This is a genomic window from Luedemannella flava, assembly GCF_039528515.1.
Classification (GTDB): domain Bacteria; phylum Actinomycetota; class Actinomycetes; order Mycobacteriales; family Micromonosporaceae; genus Luedemannella; species Luedemannella flava.
Genome location: NZ_BAAALT010000020.1, coordinates 70,520 through 93,175 on the forward strand (window position 1 = coordinate 70,520; position 22,656 = coordinate 93,175).

General features: G+C 72.6%; 15 protein-coding genes and 1 pseudogene. 4 read left to right on the plus strand and 12 right to left on the minus strand.

The window, feature by feature from the left end; all coding sequences use genetic code 11:
• Window positions 1–4: 4 nt before the first annotated feature.
• Genes ABD211_RS05000 through ABD211_RS05010 form a run of 3 tightly spaced genes read right to left on the minus strand, consistent with a single transcriptional unit; the run spans window position 5 to window position 2,490 of the window.
• Window positions 5–391, minus strand: a complete 387-nt coding sequence (locus ABD211_RS05000; protein WP_344126688.1) for a YccF domain-containing protein — start codon at window positions 389–391, stop codon at window positions 5–7.
• A gap of 36 nt (window positions 392–427) precedes the next feature.
• The gene (locus tag ABD211_RS05005; RefSeq protein ID WP_344126690.1) at window positions 428–1,453 is read right to left on the minus strand and encodes an ABC transporter permease subunit; all 1,026 of its coding nucleotides are present in this window, start codon (window positions 1,451–1,453) and stop codon (window positions 428–430) included.
• A complete protein-coding gene (locus ABD211_RS05010; RefSeq protein WP_344126692.1) occupies window positions 1,450–2,490 on the minus strand; it encodes an ABC transporter ATP-binding protein in 1,041 nt (346 codons plus the stop codon). The genes ABD211_RS05005 and ABD211_RS05010 overlap by 4 nt, the downstream gene beginning before the upstream one ends.
• Before the next feature lie 80 nt (window positions 2,491–2,570).
• On the opposite strand from ABD211_RS05010, the gene ABD211_RS05015 reads away from it, so the two are divergent.
• Window positions 2,571–3,401, plus strand: coding sequence for an ABC transporter ATP-binding protein (locus ABD211_RS05015; RefSeq protein WP_425560345.1), 831 nt, complete (start codon window positions 2,571–2,573; stop codon window positions 3,399–3,401).
• Window positions 3,402–4,054: 653 nt separating this feature from the next.
• On the opposite strand, the gene ABD211_RS05020 is transcribed toward ABD211_RS05015, so the two are convergent.
• Window positions 4,055–6,004, minus strand: a complete 1,950-nt coding sequence (locus tag ABD211_RS05020; RefSeq protein ID WP_344126696.1) for a penicillin-binding transpeptidase domain-containing protein — start codon at window positions 6,002–6,004, stop codon at window positions 4,055–4,057.
• A 222-nt stretch (window positions 6,005–6,226) separates the two neighbouring features.
• On the opposite strand from ABD211_RS05020, the gene ABD211_RS05025 reads away from it, so the two are divergent.
• A complete protein-coding gene (locus ABD211_RS05025; protein ID WP_344126698.1) occupies window positions 6,227–11,179 on the plus strand; it encodes an NAD-glutamate dehydrogenase in 4,953 nt (1,650 codons plus the stop codon).
• 21 nt (window positions 11,180–11,200) lie between these two features.
• Window positions 11,201–11,773, plus strand: coding sequence for a cadmium resistance transporter (locus ABD211_RS05030; protein ID WP_344126700.1), 573 nt, complete (start codon window positions 11,201–11,203; stop codon window positions 11,771–11,773).
• On the opposite strand, the gene ABD211_RS05035 is transcribed toward ABD211_RS05030, so the two are convergent.
• The 3 genes from ABD211_RS05035 to ABD211_RS05045 form a co-directional block, all read right to left on the minus strand.
• Window positions 11,759–12,238, minus strand: coding sequence for an SRPBCC family protein (locus ABD211_RS05035; protein ID WP_344126702.1), 480 nt, complete (start codon window positions 12,236–12,238; stop codon window positions 11,759–11,761). The two genes, ABD211_RS05030 and ABD211_RS05035, sit on opposite strands and share 15 nt — an antisense overlap.
• The gene (locus tag ABD211_RS05040) at window positions 12,238–12,576 is read right to left on the minus strand and encodes an ArsR/SmtB family transcription factor (protein ID WP_425560346.1); all 339 of its coding nucleotides are present in this window, start codon (window positions 12,574–12,576) and stop codon (window positions 12,238–12,240) included. The genes ABD211_RS05035 and ABD211_RS05040 overlap by 1 nt, the downstream gene beginning before the upstream one ends.
• A gap of 234 nt (window positions 12,577–12,810) precedes the next feature.
• Entirely contained in the window at window positions 12,811–14,265 is a 1,455-nt protein-coding gene (locus ABD211_RS05045; RefSeq protein WP_344126706.1) for a glycoside hydrolase family 3 N-terminal domain-containing protein, read from the minus strand.
• Window positions 14,266–14,466: 201 nt separating this feature from the next.
• On the opposite strand from ABD211_RS05045, the gene ABD211_RS05050 reads away from it, so the two are divergent.
• Complete coding sequence (locus ABD211_RS05050) at window positions 14,467–15,654, plus strand: ROK family transcriptional regulator (protein WP_344126708.1); 1,188 nt, start codon at window positions 14,467–14,469, stop codon at window positions 15,652–15,654.
• On the opposite strand, the gene ABD211_RS05055 is transcribed toward ABD211_RS05050, so the two are convergent.
• From ABD211_RS05055 to ABD211_RS05075, 5 genes and pseudogenes are all read right to left on the minus strand, one after another.
• Window positions 15,635–16,612 carry an arginase family protein gene (locus ABD211_RS05055; RefSeq protein WP_425560347.1) on the minus strand — a complete coding sequence of 326 codons (978 nt, stop codon included), beginning with the start codon at window positions 16,610–16,612 and terminating at the stop codon, window positions 15,635–15,637. The genes ABD211_RS05050 and ABD211_RS05055 overlap by 20 nt on opposite strands.
• Window positions 16,613–16,635: 23 nt before the next feature.
• A complete protein-coding gene (locus tag ABD211_RS05060; RefSeq protein WP_344126710.1) occupies window positions 16,636–17,571 on the minus strand; it encodes a tetratricopeptide repeat protein in 936 nt (311 codons plus the stop codon).
• Window positions 17,572–17,620: 49 nt separating this feature from the next.
• A complete protein-coding gene (locus ABD211_RS05065; protein WP_344126712.1) occupies window positions 17,621–18,505 on the minus strand; it encodes an ABC transporter ATP-binding protein in 885 nt (294 codons plus the stop codon).
• A complete protein-coding gene (locus tag ABD211_RS05070) occupies window positions 18,502–21,504 on the minus strand; it encodes an FtsX-like permease family protein (protein ID WP_344126713.1) in 3,003 nt (1,000 codons plus the stop codon). Before ABD211_RS05070 ends, ABD211_RS05065 begins: the two co-directional genes overlap by 4 nt.
• Window positions 21,501–22,656 (minus strand): annotated as a pseudogene (locus ABD211_RS05075) (hypothetical protein); the annotation flags it as partial. The gene ABD211_RS05070 and the pseudogene ABD211_RS05075, both read right to left, overlap by 4 nt.

Below are 22,656 nucleotides of genomic sequence, written 5' to 3' on the forward strand. Positions count from 1 at the left end.
CCCGTCAGGGCCGCGGGACGATCTCGTGGCCCAGCGGGAACAGGGACACCGGCACCAGCTTGATGTTGGCCAGGCCCAACGGGATGCCGATGATCGTCAGGAACTGGCCGACCGCCGTGACGATGTGCCCCAGCGCCAGCCACCAGCCGGCGACGATGAACCAGATCACGTTGCCGACCGCCGACACCACCCCCGCCGACTCCTTGCGGACGAGGTCGCGCCCGAACGGCCAGAAGCAGTAGTTGGCCATCCGGAACGACGCCACGCCGAACGGGATCGTCACGATGAGGATGTAGCAGATCACGCCGGCCAGGGCGTATCCGAGCGCCAGGAAGAAGCCGCCGAAGATCAGCCAGCCGATGTTCAGGATCAGATTGAGCGTGCTTCGCATACCTCGATGGTGACTCCCCTCGTCCACCCCGCCCCGTCAGGCGATGTCCCGCCGGCGGAAGGCGGCGAACGCCAGCGCCGCGATGATCGCGACAATGCCGCCGAGCACGACGGCCGACGTCGTCAGGTCGATGATGTAGCGCTGGTTGCCGCAGTCCACGGCGTCCATCAGGCACAGGTTGTAGTCGTAGAGCTCCACCCGCTTGGTCAGCCAGGCCGCGATGTACGTGGACAGTCGGAACCGCTCCGGGAACGTCGCGTTGAGCACGCTGAAGACGAGCAGGGTGCCCAGCTCCGCGACGAGCGCGTACCCGATGCCGATGCCCAGCGCCGACGCGGTGTGCCGGCCGAGTGACGCCAACGCGAAGCCGATGACCGCGCACGCCAGGGTCAGCGCCAGCACGCGCGCGCACAGCAGCAGGCTCGACTGCCAGAAGCCCGGGGTGGCGCCGTCGACGACCCCCCGCGCCTGCGCCACGAGGGCCAGGCTGCCGACCCACACGCCCAGGTACGCCACGCCGATCGCGCCGATGCCGAGCACCGCCGCCGTCAGCTTCATGGCGAGCAGCCGCAGCCGCCGCGGGTACCACAGCGCGAGGTTCGTCATGCCGCCCGACGTCCACTCCGCGCCCACGAACGACGCGCCGACGATGAAGCCGAACAGGCACAGGATCAGCGCGGCAAGGTAGATCCAGGTGTCGAGCTCGTGCCGGAGGTGGAACTGGTCGGGCAGGTAGCCGGACGGATCGTTGGGCGAGATGTAACGGGCCTTCTCGAGAATGGCCGCGCACGCCTCCAGCCCTTCGCCCCAGTTGCCGCTGGGCGACGGCGAGGTCACGTCGGTGACGCAGTCCTGGTAGGCCTGGTCCATCATCTGCTTGTTGAGCTCGTAGTCACGCTGCGCCGCCTCCTGCGCGGCCGCGTACTGCTCCTCCGTCACCGGCGAGGAACTGCCCGCGACGCCGGCCACGACGGCGCCCATGATGAGCACGATGAAGATCAGAAGAACGCGGATGAACCGGCGGGCGAAGAACCGGCTCAGTTCGGTGCGCAGCAGTCTCACTGGGACAGCTCCTCGTTGGCGGCGGCCGGGGCGGCGGGGCCTGTGGTCGCGGTGGGCGTCGTCAGCGCTGGCCACGGCTCGTCGCGGGACTCGTCGACGGGGCGGTAGCTGCCCGCCTCGGGGGTGGTGCCGGTGATGGTGAGGAAGACGCTCTCCAGGTCCGGCGTGAGCGGCGACAGCTCCGACAACCACACGCCCCCGGTGCCCAGCAGCTCCGAGATCCGGGCCGCGTCGTCGACGCCGCCGACCACCAGGCGGTCGTCGCGCGTGGCGACCGTCAGGCCCGCGGCGCGGAGCAGCTCGCCGGCGCGGTCACGGTCGTCGTCGCGTACCCGGACAAGGTGTTCGCCCTTGTCCTGGGAGGCCAGCACGTCCGCGACCGGGCCGGCCGCGACCCGCCTGCCGCGCGAGATGATCGTCACGGAGTCGCAGATCTGCTCGATCTCGTCGAGCAGATGGCTCGACACGAGCACGGTCGCCCCGGCGGCCGCCAGGCCGCGCACCAGGTCGCGCATCTCCCGGATGCCGGCCGGGTCCAGGCCGTTGGCCGGTTCGTCCAGGATGAGCAGTTCGGGGGACTTGAGCAGCGCGGACGCCACCGCCAGTCGCTGCTTCATACCCAGGGAGTACGTCTTGACCTTCTCGTTGCCGCGGTCGCGCATGCCGACCAGCTCCAGCACCTGGTCGACTCGGGCGTCCGGCACCCCGCCCGCCCGCGCGAGCAGTGCCAGCGTGCGCCGGCCGGTGAAGTTCCGGAAGAACTGCGGGCTCTCCACGATCGCGCCCAGGCGGCCCACGACCGCGGGCAGCGCCTCCGGCACCGGCTGACCGAACAGCGACATCCGGCCCGAGTCGGCGCGCGCCAGCCCCAGCAGGGTGCGCAGCGTCGTCGTCTTGCCCGAACCGTTCGGACCGAGGAAGCCATGGACCTGACCGGCGGCGACCTCCATATCGAAGCCGTTGAGTGCCACCCGCTTGCCGTGCAGCAGGCTGAAGTACGTCTTACGGAGATTCTCGATCTCGATCACCGCGGCCACAACGGCCCCTCTCGGTCCGGGTGTCGGCACACATTACTTGTCGGCCGACACTCCGTGGGGGCGCCGTGGTGGCCCCATGATTGGATGGCACCGTGCCACAGGACCCCGCGCTCGATGCCCCGGTCGACGACGACACCGTGATCGCGGTTCGCAACGCGACCGTCACCCGTGGGGGCAACAACCTCGTCCACAACATCAGCTGGCAGGTCGAGCTGGACGAGCGCTGGGTCGTGCTGGGCCCCAACGGCGCCGGCAAGACCACCCTGCTCAACCTGGCCGCCGCCCGCCTGCACCCCACGCGTGGCCGGGTGTTCATCCTCGGCGAGCGCCTCGGCAAGGTCGACGTCAACGAGCTGCGCCCGCGCATCGGGCTCGCCACCGTCGCGCTGCACGACCGGATGCCGCCCGACGAGACGGTGCACAACATCGTGCTCACCGCCGCCTGGTCGGTGGTCGGCCGCTTCCGCGAGTCGTACGACGCGATGGATCATTCCCGTGCCACCGCCCTGCTCGCGCAGCTCGGCATGGGTGCGCTCGCGGACCGCCTCTACGGCACCCTGTCCGAGGGTGAACGCAAGCGGGTGCAGATCGCCCGGGCCCTGATGACGGACCCCGAGCTGCTGCTCCTCGACGAGCCGGCGGCCGGCCTCGACCTCGGCGGCCGGGAGGACCTGGTCCGCCGCCTCGCCGAACTGGCCGCCGACCCGGACGCGCCCGCGCTGGTCCTGGTGACCCACCACGTCGAGGAGATCCCGCCCGGCTTCAGCCACGGCCTGCTGCTCCGTGACGGCCAGGTGGTGGCCCGCGGCCTGCTCACGGACGTCCTCACGGGCGAGAACCTGACGGCGACCTTCGGCGTCCCGCTCCGCGTCGACCATGTCGACGGCCGCTGGTCCGCCCGCGCCGCCTGACCCCGCCGCCGTCCGCACACCCGCCGCAGGCGGCATTCCGGCGAAAATCAGCCCCAAGATCGCATGCACTTTCGCTGACCAGTGCGCGTGTGGCGAGCCGAGAAGCCCTCGCCCCGCCACATGTGCGCTTATGGCGAGGACCGGTCGCTTTCCGTCCGCCAACTGCGCACATGTGGCGACCCGTGAAGACCCCGCGCCCGCCAGATGTGCACACGTGGCGAGGCATGAGAGCCACGGGCTCGCCAACTGCGCACAGTTGGCGAGCGGCAGACGCCCCAGGTCCGCCACGTGTGCACAGTTGGCGAGCGGCAGACGCCCCAGGCCCGCCACGTGTGCACAACTGGCGAGCGTCAGACGCCCCAGGTCCGCCACGTGTGCACAACTGGCGAGCGCCAGACGCCCCAGGCCCGCCACGTGTGCACAACTGGCGAGCGCCAGACGTCACGGGCCCGCCAGATGTGCACAGTTGGCGCGCGGACGCGCGGCAGCCNTCACGGGCCCGCCAGATGTGCACAGTTGGCGCGCGGACGCGCGGCAGCCGCCAGATGTGCACAGTTGGCCGGCGGCCGGACGCCGCGGGCGCCGATGGACGCGCACCATGGCGGGCGGGTGCGGCAAGGTGCTCGCCACGGGTGCGCGGCGGGGCGGGCGTACTAGTTGATGTTGTTCAGGAACTTTTCCGCCAGGGGGATGGCCGGGCCCGCGGAGCCGCCCTTCTCTACGAAGACGCAGAACGCTATGTCGCCCTGGAAGCCCATGATCCAGCGGTGGTCCTCCTTGGTGTCCTCGGAGTACTCCGCGGTGCCGCTCTTGGCGTGGACCGGGTCGCCCTCGACGCCGGCGAGCTGGGTGGCGGTGCCCTTCGTGACGACCTCACGCATCATCTCGCGCAGCGCCGCTACCGAGGTCGCCTTCAGCGGGCCTTCCGGCGCGGCCGGCCCGGACGGCGCGGCGGACGCCGACGCGGTGGCCCCGCCCCCGGCCGCGGGCAGCTCGAGGAACAGCTTCGGGGCCTGCCAGGAGCCCTTCGCGACGGTCGCCGCGGCGCCGGCCGTGGCGACCGGGCTGACCAGCGTGTCGCCCTGGCCGAAGGAGGCCGCCGCCAGGTCGACCTTGGTGGTGTTCGGGCCGAGGGAGCCGGTGAAGACGGGCGCGCCGAGCTTCCAGTCGACGCCGATGCCGAGCGCGGCGGCCGCGGCGGTGAGTTGCTCGGGCTGCAGCTTGGTGCCGACGTTGATGAAGGCCGTGTTGCAGGAGCGGGCGAAGTCCTGGCGGAACGGGACCTTGCCGAGGAAGAAGTTGTTGGCGTTGTGGAACTCACGTCCCTCGACGGAGAGGGTCTTGGGACAGTCCACGACCGTGTCGGCCGTGACGACGCCGGCGTCGAGGGCGGCCAGCGCCGTGGCCACCTTGAACGTGGAGCCGGGCGGCACCTGGGCGGTGAAGGCGTAGTTCTCCGTGCCGCCGTTCGGGCCGTTGGCCACGGCCAGGATCGCGCCGTCGCTGACCCGGATGGCGACCAGCGAGGTGCGGTACTTCGTCTGGCCCGCGAGGGCGTTGTCGGCCGCGTTCTGGATCTTCTGCACGAGGGTGGTCTTCAGCGGGGTGCCGTCGACCGGCGCGGCGCGGAACAGCTCGGGCGTCTCGACCTGGTTGTTGTCGCCGTCGACCCGACCGTTGATCACCACGGCGAGGCCGTTGCGGCCGCGCAGCTGCTCGTCGTAGAGCTCCTGCAGGCCGCCCTGGCCGACCTGGTCGCCGATCTCGTACCGGCCGGGGTGGGCGTCCATGTCGTCCTTCTGCACGTCGCCGACCTGGCCCAGCAGCGCCCGGGCGAACGACCGGGTGGGCGCCAGCAGGAGGTTGCGCTCGCGGAAGACGGTGCCGTCCAGGTCCCGGATCTTGCTGCGGATGCGGTTGTAGACCTCCCGGCGCAGGGTGACGACGTCGACCCAGGCGTCGGGCTTGGCCGCCTTGATCCGATCGGGCAGGTCGGACAGGCCGGCGTCCACGTCGACGGACTTGAGCGCCTCGTCGAGCTGCTTGGTGAGGTCGGCCGCGTCCTTGACCTTGCGCGGCTCCACGCCCACGTCGACGACCGGGCGGGGCTTGACGATCGCGTCGCCGCCGGCGTCGAGGATGCCGGCGCGGTTGGCGACCAGGCGCCTGGTGCCGAGCTTGTCGCCGGCCTCGAGCTTCTCGTGCATCGTCGCCGGGGTCCAGACGACCGCCCAGGTGTCGCCCTTCTTGTGCAGACGGACAGTCGTGTCGTACCTCCACACGATGCCCTCGGCCACGGTCCACTCGACTTTGACCACCGCGGTGGCGTCCTCCTTGGTGACCGTCGCCTTCGCCGCCGACAGGGCGAGCGGCTTCTCCAACAGGTCACCGGAGAGGGCCTTGAGCTGGGTGAGCACGTCGGCGGCGGGGATCGTGTCGCCGGTGGCGGCGAGGAAACCGACCTTCTCGAGGTTCTTGTTCTTCCAGCCGTCGAGGAAGGCGCGCACGGTCGGGTCGGGGCCGTCGTCCTTCCCACAGGCGACGAGCCCGCCAGCGGCAACGACGCCCACGACAAGTAGGGCGGCGACGAGTCGACGACGCATGAGGCCTCCACGATCAAAAACACCGGGACAAGTCATTGTGCCCGGTCAGGACGATGCACGGTCTCCCCTAAAAGCCCCATAAGCTGTCAATTAACGCAGCAATGTGGCGGAACGCATGAGCGCGGGCGCGTCTGTTCGACTGCCGACAGCGCCCCGCGGATGAGGACCTAGGCTGGGTACGGAGGGGCACACAACGTCGTGAGCCCGAAAAGGAGTGCGCCCATGGACCGGCGACGCGTGACCCTGGATGCGGACCGCGCCACCAGCCATCCCGACGACCTCGTCGACGATGATCTCGTCGACGACGGATCCGGGGAGGAAGCCGAACTGAACCCACGGGTGCCCAACCTCGAACGGCTCGTCGCCGACGCGATGGCCCTCGCCGTCACGCCCGGCCCACGCTCGACCGAGCCCGGCGTCATCCGCGGGCCCGCGCTGGCCGACCTCATCAACCGGTACTGGCGCCACGTCCCCGACGAGGACCTGGCCGGGCACACCGCGGTGAGCATGCTCGCCGCGACCCGCGAACACGTCGCCCTCGCCGCCCACCGTCAGGAGGGCCAGACACGCATCGCCGTCGGGGCCGAACCGGACGGCAGGCAGACCGTCATCGAGATCGTCACCGACGACATGCCGTTCCTCGTCGACTCGGTCACCGGCGCCCTGGCCCAACGCGACCACGACCTCGACCTCATCGTGCACCCGCAGCTCGTCGTACGCCGCGACGCCGACGGCGCGCTCACCGGCGTGCGCGCGCACGTGGAGCCCGACGACGCCGAGCCCGGCGACCTGGTCGAGAGCTGGATCCGGGTGGAGACGGACCGGCTCGGCGAGGCCGCCCGCGCCGAGCTGCGCGAAGCGCTCACGGGCGTACTCACCGATGTTCGGGAAGCGGTGGGTGACTGGCCCGCGATGCGCGAGCGGGCGCTCGGCCTGGCCGACGAGATCGCCGCCAACGCGACCGCGCTGCCGGTGCCCGACAAGGACGTCACCGACTCGGTCGAGCTGCTGCGCTGGCTCGTCGACGACCACTTCACCTTCCTCGGCTACCGGGAGTACCGGCTCGCGACCAGCGAGCAGGGCGAGCCCGAGCTGCGCGCGGTGCGCGGCACCGGGCTGGGCATCCTGCGCGGTCAGGCCGACTCCGTGCGGGTGCTGTCCTCGATGACCCCCGAGGCGTACGCGAAGGTGCTGGAGAAGCGGCTGCTCATCATCACCAAGGCCAACTCCCGCGCGACCGTGCACCGCACGGCCTACCTGGACTACGTCGGCGTGAAGACGTTCGACGCGGACGGCAACGTCATCGGCGAGGTGCGCTTCCTCGGCCTGTTCACCTCGTCCGCCTATCTGACCTCGGTGCGCGACCTGCCGGTGATCAAGCGGAAGGTCGCCGAGGTGCTGGCCCGGACCGGGCTCAACGCCCGCAGCCACACCGGCCGCGACCTCATGGCGATCCTGGAGGACTACCCGCGCGAGGAGCTCTTCCAGATCGGCACGGACGACCTGTACCGCACGGTGCTGGGCGTGCTGCGCCTGGCCGGCCGGCGCCAGGTGCGCATGTTCGCCCGCAAGGACTCGTACGGCCGGTTCATCTCCTGCCTGGTCTACCTGCCCCGCGACCGGTTCACCACGGCCAACCGGCTACGCATCCAGGACATCCTGCTGCGCGAACTGAACGGCATCGGGTTGGACTTCACCACCCGGGTCACCGACGCCACGCTCGCCCGGCTGCACTTCATCGTGCGCACCGACCCGGCCAACCCGCCCGGCGTCATCGACGCGGACGGGCTGTCCGCCCGCATCGCCGAGGCCACCCAGCTCTGGGACGAGGACTTCCGGCTGCTGCTGGAGCTCAAGCTCGGCGAGGAGCAGGCGAAGTCGCTGGCGACCCGCTACCGCGACGCGCTGCCGGAGACCTACAAGGACGAGCACAGCGCCCACGAGGCCGTGCAGGACCTCGCCAAGCTGGAGCTGATGGACGAGCCCGGCCAGCTCGTGCTGCACCTGTTCCGCCGCCGCCACAACGACCACGACGTGCGGTTCAAGGTCTTCCGGTACGGCGAGCCGATGCTGCTGTCGGCCGTCCTGCCCGTGCTGCACTCGCTGGGCGTGCGGGTGGTGGACGAGCGCCCGTACGAGGTGCGCCGCTCCGACGGCACCATCCACATCTACGACTTCGGTCTGATGCTGCCCGAGGGCGCCCTCGCGCTGCCCGACGTGCGCGCCGACGTGGAGAACGCGTTCTCGGCCACCTGGCGCGGCGAGGCCGAGGTGGACCACTTCAACGAGCTCGTGATGCGGGCGGGCCTGACGTGGCGGCAGGTGGTCGTCCTGCGGGCCTACGCGAAGTACCTGCGCCAGGCCGGGACGGTGTTCTCCCAGGAGTACATGGAGCAGACCTTCACGGCGTACCCGGTGATCGCCGAGCTGCTGGTGAACCTGTTCACGACGCGCTTCGACCCGGGCACGGGCCTGTCGACCGAGGAACGGGCGCTGCGGACGAAGCAGCTCATCGAGTCGATCCGCGAGCAGCTCGACGCGGTCGCGTCGCTGGACCAGGACCGCATCCTGCGCAGCTACCTCACGCTCATCCAGGCGACCCTGCGCACGTCGTTCTTCCAGCGGGGTCACGATGGCCGACCCAAGTCCTACATCGCGTTCAAGCTCGACCCGCAGGCGCTGCCCGACCTCCCCGCGCCGCGACCCAAATTCGAGATCTTCGTGTACTCGCCGCGGTTCGAGGGCGTGCACCTGCGCTTCGGCCCGGTGGCGCGCGGCGGGCTGCGCTGGTCCGACCGGCGCGAGGACTTCCGCACCGAGATCCTGGGCCTGGTCAAGGCGCAGTCGGTGAAGAACGCGGTGATCGTGCCGGTGGGCGCGAAGGGCGGCTTCGTGCTCAAGCAGGCGCCGGTGGCGCGCGACGCGCTCCAGGCCGAGGGCATCGCCTGCTACCAGGAGTTCATCTCCGCCATGCTCGACGTCACCGACAACCTCGTCGGCGGCCGGGTCATTCCACCGGCGGACGTGCTCCGCCACGACGGCGACGACCCGTACCTGGTGGTCGCGGCCGACAAGGGCACGGCCAGTTTCTCCGACATCGCCAACAAGATCTCCATGGAGTACGGGTTCTGGCTGGGCGACGCGTTCGCCTCCGGCGGTTCGGCCGGGTACGACCACAAGAAGATGGGCATCACCGCCAAGGGCGCGTGGGAGTCGGTGAAGCGCCACTTCCGCGAGCTGGACCTGGACACGCAGACGCAGGACTTCACGGTCGTCGGCGTCGGTGACATGTCCGGCGACGTGTTCGGCAACGGGATGCTGCTGTCCGAGCACATCCGGCTGGTGGCCGCGTTCGACCACCGGCACGTGTTCGTCGACCCGTCCCCGGACGCGGCGTCGTCGTACGCGGAGCGTCGCCGGCTGTTCGAGCTGCCGCGCTCGTCGTGGGACGACTACGACCGCTCGCTCATCTCGGCCGGCGGCGGCGTGTGGCCGCGCACGGCGAAGTCGATCCCGGTCAGCGCCGAGATGCGCGCCGCGCTGGGCATCGACGACGAGACGGTCACCGCGCTCGCGCCCGTCGACCTCATCAAGGCCGTCCTGCGCGCCCCGGTCGACCTGCTGTGGAACGGCGGCATCGGTACGTACGTGAAGGCAGCCACCGAGTCGCACGTCGACGTCGGCGACAAGGCCAACGACGCCGTCCGGGTCAACGGCCGCCAACTGCGCGCGCGGGTGATCGGCGAGGGCGGCAACCTGGGGCTGACCCAGCGCGGCCGCATCGAGTACGCCCTGGCCGGCGGCCGGGTGTGCACCGACTTCATCGACAACTCGGCCGGCGTGGACTGCTCCGACCACGAGGTGAACATCAAGATCCTGCTCGGCGGCGCGGTGGCCGACGGCTCGCTGTCGCTGGCCGACCGGGACGCGCTGCTCGCCGAGATGACGGACGAGGTCGCCGACCTGGTGCTGGCCGACAACTACGGCCAGGCGAACGCCCTGGGCAGCGCCCGGGTGCAGGCCCACCCGCTGCTGCCGGTGCACCGGCGACTCATCGCCGAGCTGGAACGCTCGACCCGGCTCGACCGGGCGCTGGAGGCGCTGCCGACCGACGAGGAGCTCGACGCCCGGGGCGCTACCGGCGGCGGGCTTACCTCGCCGGAGCTCGCGACCCTCATGGCATACACGAAGATGGCGCTCGAGGACGAGATCGACGAGACGCCGCTGCCCGACGAGGAGTGGACCGACCCCGTACTCGCCGCGTATTTCCCGAAGCCGTTGCGGGAACGCTTCGGCGACCGGATGGCCGACCACCGGCTGCGCCGGGAGATCGTCACGACGACCCTGGTCAACGAGATGGTCAACCGCAGCGGCATCACGTTCGCGTTCCGCGTCGCGGAGGAGACCGGCGCGCTGCCGGCCGACGTGCTGCGCGCCTACGTCGTGGCCCGCGAGGTGTACGGGCTCGGCGAGCTGTTCGACGGGGTCGCCGCGCTGGACAACCAGGTGCCCACCGAGGCGCAGACCAGCGTCTACCTGGAGACGCGGCGGCTGCTCGACCGGGCCGTGCGCTGGCTGGTGTCGGGCCGGCGCTCGCCGCTCGACGTGACCGCCGAGATCGAGCGGCTGCGCCCCGGCGTGACCGCGCTGCTGCCCCAACTGGAGCACCTGTTCCGGGGCCGCGAACGGCAGACGCTGCTGACCCACGTCGAGGAGGTCGTCGAGCGCGGCCTGCCGGCCGACCTCGCGCTGCACGCCTCCCGGATCATGTACAGCTTCGGGCTGCTCGACATCGTGGAGACCGCGCACGCCACGGGCCGCGACCCGGTCGAGGTCGCGGGCGTGTACTTCGTGCTGTCCGAGCGGTTCGGCATCGACGACCTGCTGTCGAAGATCTCGGCGCTGCCGCGCGAGGACCGGTGGCAGACGCTGGCGCGGATGGCGCTGCGCTACGACCTCTACGCGGCGCTGGCCGGCCTCACCCGCGAGGTGCTGGCCGACACCGACGCGTCGGCCCCCGCCGAGGAACGGGTCACCGCCTGGGAAGCGGCGAACGCGACGTCCATCATGCGTACCCGCAACGCCATGGGCGAGTTCGACGACTCCCGCGCCGACCTCGCCGCCCTCTCGGTCCTGCTGCGCCAGATCCGCACCCTGGTCCGCACGATCGCCTGACGCCCTCTACCGTGCTCCGTCGTGGGGGGCACCATCTTGACCGCCGCCGGCGTGTTCGCCGGCACGAACGTCGACGACCTCGTCGTGCTGACCGTGCTCTTCCTGTCCGCGCGCGCCGTTGGCCGGCCCCGACCGTGGCAGGTCTGGGCCGGCCAGTACGCCGGCATCGGGGTGCTCGTGGCGGTGTCGGTCGCCGCCGCGCTGGGTCTGGCGGTCGTCCCCGACGAGTGGATCCGGCTGCTCGGCCTGATCCCCTTGGCGCTCGGCGTGAAGGGCCTGGTGACGGCCGTCCGGTCGCGCGGGTCCGCGGACGATCCGGCGCCGGTGGCGACGGGGTGGGCCGCGGTCGCCGGGATCACCATCGCCAACGGGGCAGACAACATCGCCGTCTACACGCCGTTGCTGCGGACCATCGGCGTGCCCGACGCCGTGCTCACGATCGCGGTGTTCGCGGTCGGTGTGGCCGTGTGGTGCCTCGCCGGCGCGTGGCTCGGCTCGCACCCGCGCGTGGTCTCGGGCGTCCGGCGCTTCGGGCACTGCCTGGTGCCCGGGGTGTTCGTGCTTCTCGGCGTCGTGATCCTAGTCGCCGCTTAGCAGCTCATCGAGCTTCTCGTAGCCCTCGATCACGCCCTTGTCCATGCCACTCGCCACGATCATGTCGCGGATCTCGATCGTCTCCACGACCGACGTGGTCGTCACGCGGGTCCGTCCGTCGCCTAGGTCCTCGAAGACCGTGGTGTCCAGGGAGACCCCGTCGGGCGCGCCCTCCCAGGTGAAGGTCTGCACGAGCCGCTGACCCGGCCGCACCTCGTGGAACGACCCGTAGAAGCGCGCGATCTCCTCGTCGCCCCTCCACGCGGCGTACCGGTAGCTGCCGCCGGTCGTGGCGTCCCAGCTGTCGATGCGCATCTCCGTCTCGCGGGGCCCCAGCCACCGCGACACGAGGTCCGGGTCGGTCCACGCGCGGAAGACCTTCTCCGGCGCCGCGTCGAAGTCCCGGATGACGCGCAGGGTGGGCAGGTCGGGGTCGACTTCGATGCGGGTCTCGTTGGTGCTCATCAGGCTGCTCCTTCTTCGTTGTCCAGGTCCTTGAGGACGGCGTCCAGGCGGCTGAACCGCTCCTCGGCCTGCCGCCGGTACCGCTCGATCCAACCGGTCATCAGGTCGAACACCTCGGCCTCCAGGTGGCACGGCCGCCGCTGGGCGTCCCGCCCCCGGGTCACCAGGCCGGCGTCCTCCAGCACCCGGATGTGCTTGGAGACGGCCTGCAGCGACACCTGGTAGGGCTCGGCCAGCTCACCGACGGTCGCGTCCCCGGCCGACAGCCGCGCGACGATATCCCGCCGCGTCGGGTCGGCCAGCGCCGCAAACACCCGCGAAAGCCGATCCCCATCCACGTGCCGACCTCCGTATTCAACCTTTCAGTTGAGTACGAGGCTACACCTCACCCGGCGTTTCATCAACCGTTTAGTTGAATAACACCCACGGGTGGCGTGGGAGCCCGGACTCATCCGCCACATGTGAACATGTGGCGACTCATCTCCGCTGGCGGTGGTGCGAGCGGGGACGGTCGGTGCGCTTCGGTGGATCTTCAGGGTTTCGGGCGTTGGGGCGACCGAAACCCTGAAGATCTACTGGGAGGGCGGGAGGCCCAGGGACTCGGCGGCGGCGCGGGCGTTGACCGGGGCGGCGCCGTAGGTGGCGACGTAGGTGGCGTTCGCGGGGCGCCAGGCGGCCGGCCAGCCCATCTCCACCAGGATCACGCCGGGGTGCCCGGCCGCGAGCGCCTCGACGAGGGTGCGGGCCCAGGGGTGGCGGTGGGTGTCGCGGCTGGCGACGACGAGCGGGCGGGTGCCGGCCAGGGCGATGAGGTCCGCCGCCGAGGCGGTGTCCACCACCGGCCGCACACCGGGCAGGACCGGTGCCAGGCCCCAGGGAACCTCGCCGACCGCCGCCGTGGCGGGGGGCATCAGCTGGACGACGACGGCGTCCGCCAGACCCGCCGGCAGGTCGCCGGAGACCCGGACCGCGCGTCGAGCGGCGGCCAGCCCCAGGGAGTCAGCTGCCACAGCGTCGGTGACGGCGGGCAGGGTGCCGAGGAGGGCGTTGCGCGCCACGCTCGCGGCCAGGTCGGCCTCCGAGAGGCGGCCCTCCTCGACCGCCGCGATGATGGCGGCGACGGTCTTCTCCACGACCGCTTCGGCGTCCGGGGACTTGGCCAGTTCGCCGCCGAAGCAGAGCAGGTCGTTGCCGGCGGCCAGGGCCCGTACGGCCGCCTCGGGGATGCCGATCGCCGCGCTGGCGCCGCGCATCTCCAACGCGTCGGAGACGATCGCGCCGGTGAAGCCGAGCTCGTCGCGGAGCAGGTCGCGCAGGGTGCGCCGGCTGAACGTCGCCGGCGACGACCCGGTGAGCTCCGGGACACGGATGTGGGCGGTCATGACCGAGCGCGCGCCGGCCGCGATGGCGGCGGCGAACGGCGGGAGTTCGCGCTGACGCAACACCGACAGCGGGGCCTCGACCAGCGGGAGGTCGAGGTGCGAGTCGGTGACCGTGGCGCCGTGGCCCGGGAAGTGCTTGGCGCACGCGGCGACGCCGGCGGCCTGCAGGCCGGCCACGGCCGCGGCGGCGGGCGCGGCGACCCGGGCGGGACGGTCGCCGAAACTGCGGGTGCCGATGGCGGGGTTGTCGTCGGCGCTGTTCACGTCGACGGCCGGGGCCATGTCGAGGGTGATGCCGACGGAGGCCAGCCGGGCGCCGATCGCGCGGTACACGGACTCGGTGAGCGTCACGTCGTCGACCACGCCGAGCGCGGCGTTGCCCGGGTACGGGCTGCCCTCGGCGTAGTGCAGGCGGGTGACGTCGCCGCCCTCCTCGTCGGTGGCGATCACGACGTCCGGCCGGGCCGCGCGCAGCTGCGCCGTCAGGGACGAGACCTGGGCCGCGTCGCGGATGTTGTAGCCGAACAGCGTGTAGCCGCCCAGGCCCTCCTCCACGAGGCGCACCGCCCAGTCGGGCGGCCGATGGCCGTGGAAGGCCGGCAGCAGGGTGCCCAACGCGAGGCGCCGCAAGGGGGACCCGGTCATCGGGGACCACACACCGTCATCGATAGGATGCGATGCGCCGGGCTACCGTCCGTCCGCACCAGCCAACTCCCTTGCCAAGTCGCGCGAGACTGGCAGCGTTGGGCCGATCGCCCGACTAAGGGCTTGACCGTACGCTGACAGCATCCGTACGGTCCAGAATCTAATAGGAAAGTTTCCTAACCACAAGCGTAGGGTCGCTGAATGAGTCCTGCCCGTCTGCCCGGAACGCCCAGCCTGCTGCGCGCGATCAACGACCGCGCCGCGCTCGAACTGCTGCTCGACAAGGGGCCCCTGACCCGCGCGCAGCTCGGCGAGCTCACCGGGCTCTCCAAGGTCACCGCGTCCCAGCTGGTCGAACGACTGGAGGAACGGCACCTCGTCACCCGTGTCGGCGAGCTGGCCGGCGGCCGGGGCCCCAACGCCCAGCTCTACGCCGTCGTGCCCTCCAGCGCGTACGTGATCGGCGTCGAGGTCGGACCGAGCCAGGTCGTGGCCGCCTCCGCCGACATCACCGGCGCCGTGACGTCCCGCGTCGAGGTCACCACCCGGGGCGCCGACGACCCCGTCGGCCTGGTGCACTCCGCCGTCATCGAGGCCGCCTCCCAGGCGTCGGCGCCGTGGGACCGGGTCCGCCGGGTCGTGCTCGGCACCCCCGGCCTCGTCGACCCGGCCACCGGGGACATCGCCTTCGCGGTCGACCTGCCCAAGTGGCACCACGGCCTGCTCGGGGCCCTGCGCTCCGACCTTGACCGGCCCGTCGCGTTCGAGAACGACGTGAACCTCGCCGCCATCGCCGAGGCGCGCGTCGGCGCCGCCCGGGGCGTGGACGACTTCGTCCTCATCTGGCTCAGCCGGGGTGTGGGTCTGGCGGTCGTGCTCGGCGGCAAGCTGCACCGCGGCCACTCCGGCGGCGCGGGCGAGATCGGCTACCTGCCGGTCCCCGGCGCCCCGCTGCCCGACGACGCCCGCGAGCGCAGCCACCGTGGCCTGACCGGCTCCTTCCAGCGCACCGTGAGCGCCGAGGCCGTCCGCGACCTGGCCGGCGGGGCCGGCTTCGCCGCGCCCACGGGCTCCGTCGCGCTCGCCGCCGCCGTCGCGGCGGGTGAGCGTGGCGAGCCGGTCCTCGACGAGCTGGCCCGGCGCGTGGCACTCGGCGTGGTCGCCGTCTGCGTCGTGCTCGACCCGGCGCTCGTGGTGCTTGCCGGGGACATCGGGAGCGCCGGGGGCGGCGCGCTCGCCACCCGCGTCCAGGATCAGGTCGCGCGGCTCGCGCCGGTGGCGCCAACGGTCGTCACGACCGAGGTCCCACAGGACCCGGTGCTGCGGGGTGCCCTGCTCACGGGCGTGGCGACCACCCGCGAAGAGGTCTTTACGACGACTCTGTCCTGACGACCGCGGCGCGGGTGGGCTGCGCGGGGATCACGGGGGTCGGGGACCCGCCCGTTACCGGGGCGAGGCCGGAGACGAGGGTCTGGACGACCTCGCGGGCGTACTCGCCCTCGGGGTCGAAGTCCGGGTCGAAGACGGTCACGTCCATGCCCAGGCACTCCGCCGACCCGACCAGGCCACGGATGAGCAGCTCCAGCTCGCTGTGGGAGATGCCGCCCGGGTCGGCGGTGTCGACGGCGGGCATGACCGCCGGGTCGAGGACGTCCACGTCGACGTGCACCCAGAAGCCCGCGCAGTCCTTGACCTGGGTCCGCGCCCAGGCGGCCGTGCGGGCCGCCCCCTCGGCCCGCAGCTCCGGGGAGGCCCGGAACGAGAAGCCGCCGGCCTGCAGATCCATCCGGTACTCCTCGCTGGCCCGGATGCCGAGCACGACGATGTCGCTGTCGCGCACGTACGGCCGCCGGCCCTCCAGCCCGGCCAGGTTCGCCTGCCCCCGGCCGGTGGCGAGGGCGAGCGCCTCGCCGGCGGCCGCGCCGACGACCGCCGCGTTGCCCGGGTGGCGGAAGTCGGCGTGACCGTCCACATAGATCAGACCGATCCGCCCGCCGATCGCCTCGCCGAGCCGGTTCATCGCCAGCGCGGCGCCGAGCACCACCGAACAGTCGCCCCCGAGCACGAGCGGGAACTCGCCCGCGTCGACCATCACCCCGATCCGGTCGGCCAGCTTCACCGTGTACCCGGCGATCTCGGCCGCCTGGCTCACCCCGTCGCCCGGCCGCCAGTCCCCCGGCTCGTACCGTGGCGGGGTGTGGCAGCCGGCGTCGCGGGCCGCGAGCCGGGCGATCAGGCCCTGGTCGCGCAGCGCGCCCGGAGCCTTCGAGCAGCCGGGCGTCGAGGTCGGCGTGGGCGGGCGCAGCCCGAGGTTGGAGGGTGCGTCGAGGACGGCGATGCGGCGCATGGGGGGTGGTCGCGCCTCCCTCTCTAGAACAACGCGCTGGCCAGCGCGCGCCTGGCGTTGGCCACGGCGGGGTCGTCCGGGCCGGCTACCGCGAACAGCCCCACGAGGTGCTGCCGGATGCGGTCGCGGTCCTCGCCGGAGCTGCGTCGCACCAGCGCGATGAGGCGATCGTAGGCCAGGTCGGCGTTTCCGCTGACCACCTCAAGGTCGGCCGCGTGCAGCTGGGCGTCCACATCGTCGGGCGTCGCGTCGGCGATCGCAAGAGCCGCGGCCGGGTCGGCCACCGCCTGCACCCGGCGGAAGAGCCCGACCTGGGCCAGGCCCGCCTCCGCGTTGCCGTCCGCGGGACGTTCATTCAAGATCTTCTTGTACGCCGCCTCGGCCGCGTCCAGCTCGCCGGACATGAGCGCGTCGTCGGCCGCCGACAGCATCGGGTCCTCCGGCTCGGCCACCTCGACACCGGACGCCTTGAGCAGGTTGTCCAGCCACTGCCGCAGCTGCGCCTCGGGGACCACGCCGGTGAAGGCGTCCACCGGCTGGCCGCCGAGGACCGCGTACACCATGGGGATGCCCTGGACCCGGAACATCTGGGACAGGCGGGGGTTGGCGTCCACGTCGACCTTGGCGAGCACCCAGGCGCCGTCGCCCTCGGCCGCGAGCTTCTCCAGCACCGGCGAGAGCTGCTTGCACGGCCCGCACCACTCCGCCCAGAAGTCGATGACGACGAGCTGGTTGAGCGACCGCTCCAGGACCTCGGTCTGGAACGTGGCCTCGGTCACGTCGATGATGGTCACGGTGGCGCCGGGGAGCTTCGGGGCCGGCACGCCGGCGTCATCGGAGCCGTTGGTCGGCGGCGCGGGCTGGGCGGACGTCCGGTTCGCGGCGGCGGCGCGGTCGCGCAACGCGCTCAGGTCGACCGCGCCCCGCGTGAAGATCGACTGGTTCCTCGGATCGCTCATGCTCATGGTTGTCTAGTCTGGCACGGCCCGCGTACGCCGACCGCGACGCCTACACGGGGGCGTCGGCCTGTCGCGCGGCCACATCCAGCCCCTGTTCGCCGACCGGTTCGCCGTTGGCGAGCAGGGTCACCCCGCCGTTGGAGCGGTCCACCGTGAACAGCGTCCCGGGCGGGAACTCGCCCAGCACCTCCGGCGGCAGCTGGATCGTGCCGTCGCCCGCCACCACGGCGAAGTCCTGCCCGTCGCGGCCCTCCGCGCCGACCCGGCCGTCGCGGATCGTCACGGCCCGGCCGAGCCGGTTGCCGACCTCCCCGTCGTGGGTCACCACGACGATCGTCGTGCCGCGCTCGGCGTTCACCGTCTCCAGGGCGTGCACCACCTCGTCGCGGCCCTCGGCGTCGAGCTGGCTCGTCGGCTCGTCGACCAGCAGCAGCCCCGGCCCGGCCGCGATGCCCACCGCGAGGGCCGCCCGCTGCCGGGCGCCCGGCGCGAGCTGACCGACCTTCGCCTTCCCCTGCCCGCCCAGGCCGACCAGGTCGAGGATGCGCTCGGGGTCGTCGAGCTTCACGCCCCGCGTGCCGGCCGCGCGGGTCTGCGCCAGCCAGATGTTGCGGTGCAGGCTCGCGTACGGCAGCAGGTTGCGCGCCGCGCCCTGCAGGACCACGCCGACCTCGGTGCCGCGCAGCCGCGAGATCTCCGCGTCGGAGAGCTTGCCCATGTCGTACGTGCCGATGCCCACGCGCCCGGCCGACGGGCGCATGAGGCCCGCCAGCAGCGCGATCAGCGTCGACTTGCCGGAGCCCGACGGGCCGACGAAGGCGACCATCTCCCCCGGCGCGATGTGCAGGTCCACGCCGGCGAGCGCGACCACGTCACCGGCGTCGGCCCGGTAGATGTGCACCACGCGCCGACAGGTAACAGCCAATCCCGTCATGACAAGGTCCCCTTGCTCCCATTGCGCGCCACGGCGCGGCGTAGCTGGGCGGCGACGATGGCGGCCGCCACGGCGAACAGCACGGCTGCGGCCGCCCACGGTGCCAGCACCGCGCCCGGCGCGGGCCAGCGCGGCGGCGTGATCGCCACCACGTTGTCCACGAAGATCGGCAGTTGGTCGCCGGCGACGATCCAGGCCAGGGCCGCCGCGCCGAGGCCGAGCACGCTGCCGGCGAGCACGACCGTCAGGTTGCCCCACAGCGCCGCCCGGCGTACGTCGCGCCGGCGCAGGCCCTGCCAGCGCAGGAAGCGCAGGTCGTCGGCGCGCCGGCGGCGGTCGACGGCCGCGACCAGGCCGATGCCACCCACCGCGAGCAGGATGCCGAACGCGGCGGCCACCACGTAGAACCACAGCGCCAGCGCGGAACCTTCCCAGCCCAGCGCCGTCTCCTCGCCCGCGATGCCGACCCGCGCGCGCACCGGCAGGCCGGCCCCGCGCAGCCGCTCGATCACGTCGGCCGGCGCGGCCGAGGTGAGCCACACCTCGGCGCCGTTGATGCCCCCGTCGGTCTCCGCCGCGTAGGCCAGGTACTCCAGGTCGACGAGGATGCCGTTGGTGCCCAGCCGGGGCAGCGACACCGGCTTGGCGACCCGCACCACGCCCAGCTGCTGGCCGTCGAAGCCGGTGATCTCCTTGCGGAACGGCAGCTCCCCGGTCGACGCCATGGGCAGCGGCGTGGGCGCGTCCACGGGGATGGCGGTGATGACGTTCCCCGTCCAGCCGGAGCCGGACACCCGCAGGCCGTCGCCGTCGGGACGGACCACGGAGCCGCCCTGGTCGTTGGCGCTCGTCCACCGGTCGGGCGCGGTGAGCTGCTCGGGGCCGAGGACGACGGCGCCCCCCACGGACAGACCGTGCAGGACGATCTCGATCTGGCCCGAGTCCGTGGTGACGAGGTAGAACCGGGCGATCCGGCAGCCGTCCACGCAGCCGGGCACCCTGGCCGGGTACGTGTGCCGGCCGGGGCGCAGCATGCCCAGCGACACGTCGAACGCGCCGTTCCCGTTGAGCGGCGTCAGGCTCAGCTTCGCCTCGACGGAGAACGTGGTGGTGTTGGCCACGTCGACTGTGAGGGCGGTGCCCTTCACCACGAACGGCGCGGTCGTGGCCGGGCGCAGCAGCTTCGCGACCTGGCCGGCGTCGGCCGGGCCGAAGTCGGGTCGCCACTGCGCGACGGTCGCGAGCCGGCTGGTGTCGACGGCGAGGCCGGGCAGGTCGCCCTCGTTGGTCGGCACCGGGGCGACCGCCATCGCGAACTCGCCCGCCGGGTCGACCTTACGCACGGCCGACAGCAACTGTTGCAGGCTCACGCTGTCCAGGCGCACGACGCTGTCGGCGCCCACCGCGATGGTGGCCCGGTCGTGGCGGGCGCGGGCGGCCACGTCGACGCCGGCGGCGGCGAAGCCGAGCAGGGCCGTGGCCACGGTGAGCAGTACGAGCAGCCGGTGGCTGCCGGGCCGGCGGGCCAGCTGCACGGCGGCCAGGCCCAGGCCGAGCCGGCCCCGGCGCATCGCGGTGCGGGCGACCATGCCGGCCAGCGGCACCACGGCACGCGCCGCGAGCAGCGCGACGGCCGCGATGACGAGGCCGGGCAGCAGCGTGGCGATCCCCTCGAAGCCGCCACCACCCTGACGGAGCTGGAAGGCGGCGGCCACGGCGAGGGCCACCACGAGGACCTCCAGCATCACCGACCGCCAGGCCCGGCCCCGGCCGGCGACCCGGCGCAGCAGCTCGGCGACCGAGCTGCTCAGCTCGCGGCGCAGGCCGAAGAACGCGGCCACGAGCGCGCCGCCGAGGGCGGCGGCCGCGTACGGCAGGGTGTCCAGCGACGGGCCGACGACCGTGTCGAAGCGCAGCCACGCCACGAGCGCGACGGCCGCGTGGCCCAGGGCGTACCCGAGCGGGACGCCGAGCAGGATCATGAGGATGACCTCGCCGCTGGCCAGCCACCACCGGCGCAGCGGGCTCGCGCCGCGCAGGGCGACCAGCCCGAGCTCGTAGCGGCGCCCGGCCGTGCCGTAGGAGACGGCGAGATAGATGACGAACAGACACAGCGCGACGAGCGGCACGAACGCGATCGGCACGAGCGTGTGCGCGGTGTCCATGCTGGCCTGGATGCGTTCCAGCAGCTTCGGGATCTCGGTCGACACGATGAGCATCTGCGACTCGCCGAGGGCCGCCGTCACCCCGTCCACGGCCTCGCGCAGGTCGGCCAGGCTCTCGGGGGTGACCGCGTCGGCCCGCAGGATCGCGTCCATCCCCTGCCACTGCGTCGACTGGTTGAGGTAGCCGATGGTCCGCCGGCTCATGAACACGGGCTCGGCGCGCTGGCCCTTGCCGTCGAGGGCGAAGTAGCTGGAGCGGCCCCAGTACAGGTCGTCGGGGTCGGTGGGCTCGTAGGTGCCGACGACGTTGAGCACGTGCGGGTTGCCGGCGGGATAGGCCACGCCCGACGACGGGTCGTACTTGACCTCGTCGGTGGTGACCCGGGTGCCCGGGACGATCCCGGTCCGCCGCGCGGTCTGCTCGCCGATGACGACCTCGTAGTTGCCCTGCGAGCAGCGCCCCCGGACCATCGTCAGGTGCGCGCAGGTGTCCTCACGGAACACCACCCGCGAGATCTCCGCCCCGGGGCCGAAGCCGAACATGGAGATCTCGACCGAGTACACCTGGTCGAAGCCGGGCAGACCGAGCACCGCGGGCACGAACTGGGTGAAGTCGCTGGACGCGTTGATCCCCTCGGACGACACCGCGCCCAGCGAGAGCATCCGCTCGTTCGCGGTGGCGTGCTCCGCCTCGTGTTCGACGATCGCGGCGTCGACGGCGCGCAGGCTGGCCGGCCCGGCGACCGCCGCCCCGGTCGTGAAGGCGCACAGCAGCAGCACCGTCAACGCCTGCGCGCGGCGGGCCCGCAGCATCGCGAGGACCAGGGCGATCACGAGCGGCCTCCCGGCTGCCAGACCCGCACGGTGCGGATCATCTGGGCGGTCGCCACCGCGGTGGCCCCCGCGAGCACCACGACCGCCACGGCGGCCGCCACGAGGAGCGGGACGGGTTCGGCCCCGGTCCGTAGCGGCAGCACCTCCCAGCCGTCGGTGAAGATCGGCGACGCGGCGCTGACGATGAGCCGCGCGAGCACCGCCGCCAGCAATCCGGCGAGTACGGCGCCGCCGACCAGCGCGCCGTAGCTGGCGTAGCCGGCCAGGCGCACCACCCGGTGGGGCACGCCCTGCGCCCGCAGCGCGGCGAGCTCGGCGGCGCGCGGCCGCCGCTCGACGGCCGCCACGACGAACAGTGACCCGGCGGCGAGGGCGAGGCCGACGAGCGCGGTGAAGACCAGGTAACGCAGCGCGGCGGCCGGACCCTGCCGGGCGTACCGGTCGGCGACGTCGGCGGCCGTGCGCCGGTTCAGCACGGTCAGGCCGGCATCGGCCAGCCGCTCGGTGATCGCGGCGGGCGCGTCGGCGGTGAGCCAGACCTCGTAGCTGACCGCTTCGTTCGCGGCGGTGCTGGTCCGCGCGGCCGCGGTGAGGTCGACGAGCATCGCGTCGTTGCCGAACCCGGGCAGCACGTCGGCCTTCAGGGCGATGCGGTACGGGACCTCGTCGATGCCGAGCGGCGCGATCCGGTTGTCGCCGATCGGGTCGGCCGACGGCACCTTGCCGGCGCGGATCACGGGCAGCGGCACCGCCGCGTCGGCCACGAACACCCGACGGTCGGCCCGGCGCTGCTCGCCGGCGGGGAAGCCGTTGACGATGGACAGGACGCCATGCCCGGCCTCGACCTCGACGCCGCCGCCGTCGGGCACCACCGCGCCGCGCCAGCGGGACACGTCGCCGAACACGTCCGGCGTGACGACGACACCGGCCGGCCCGTCGAGGCGGTGCAGCGACACGGCCGTGCCCGCGCCGCCGAGCACCAGGAAGCTGACCAGCCGGCACGGGCGCTCGGCCGGGCAGTTGGTGAGCTCGATCGGGTACGTGTGACTGCCGGCGCGGATCGGGCCGAGCCGCAACGTCTGCGTCTCGCCGTTCGCGCGGGCGATGGTGACGTCGAGGCGGGGCAGCGGGCCGCCGGCGCCCGGGCCGGCG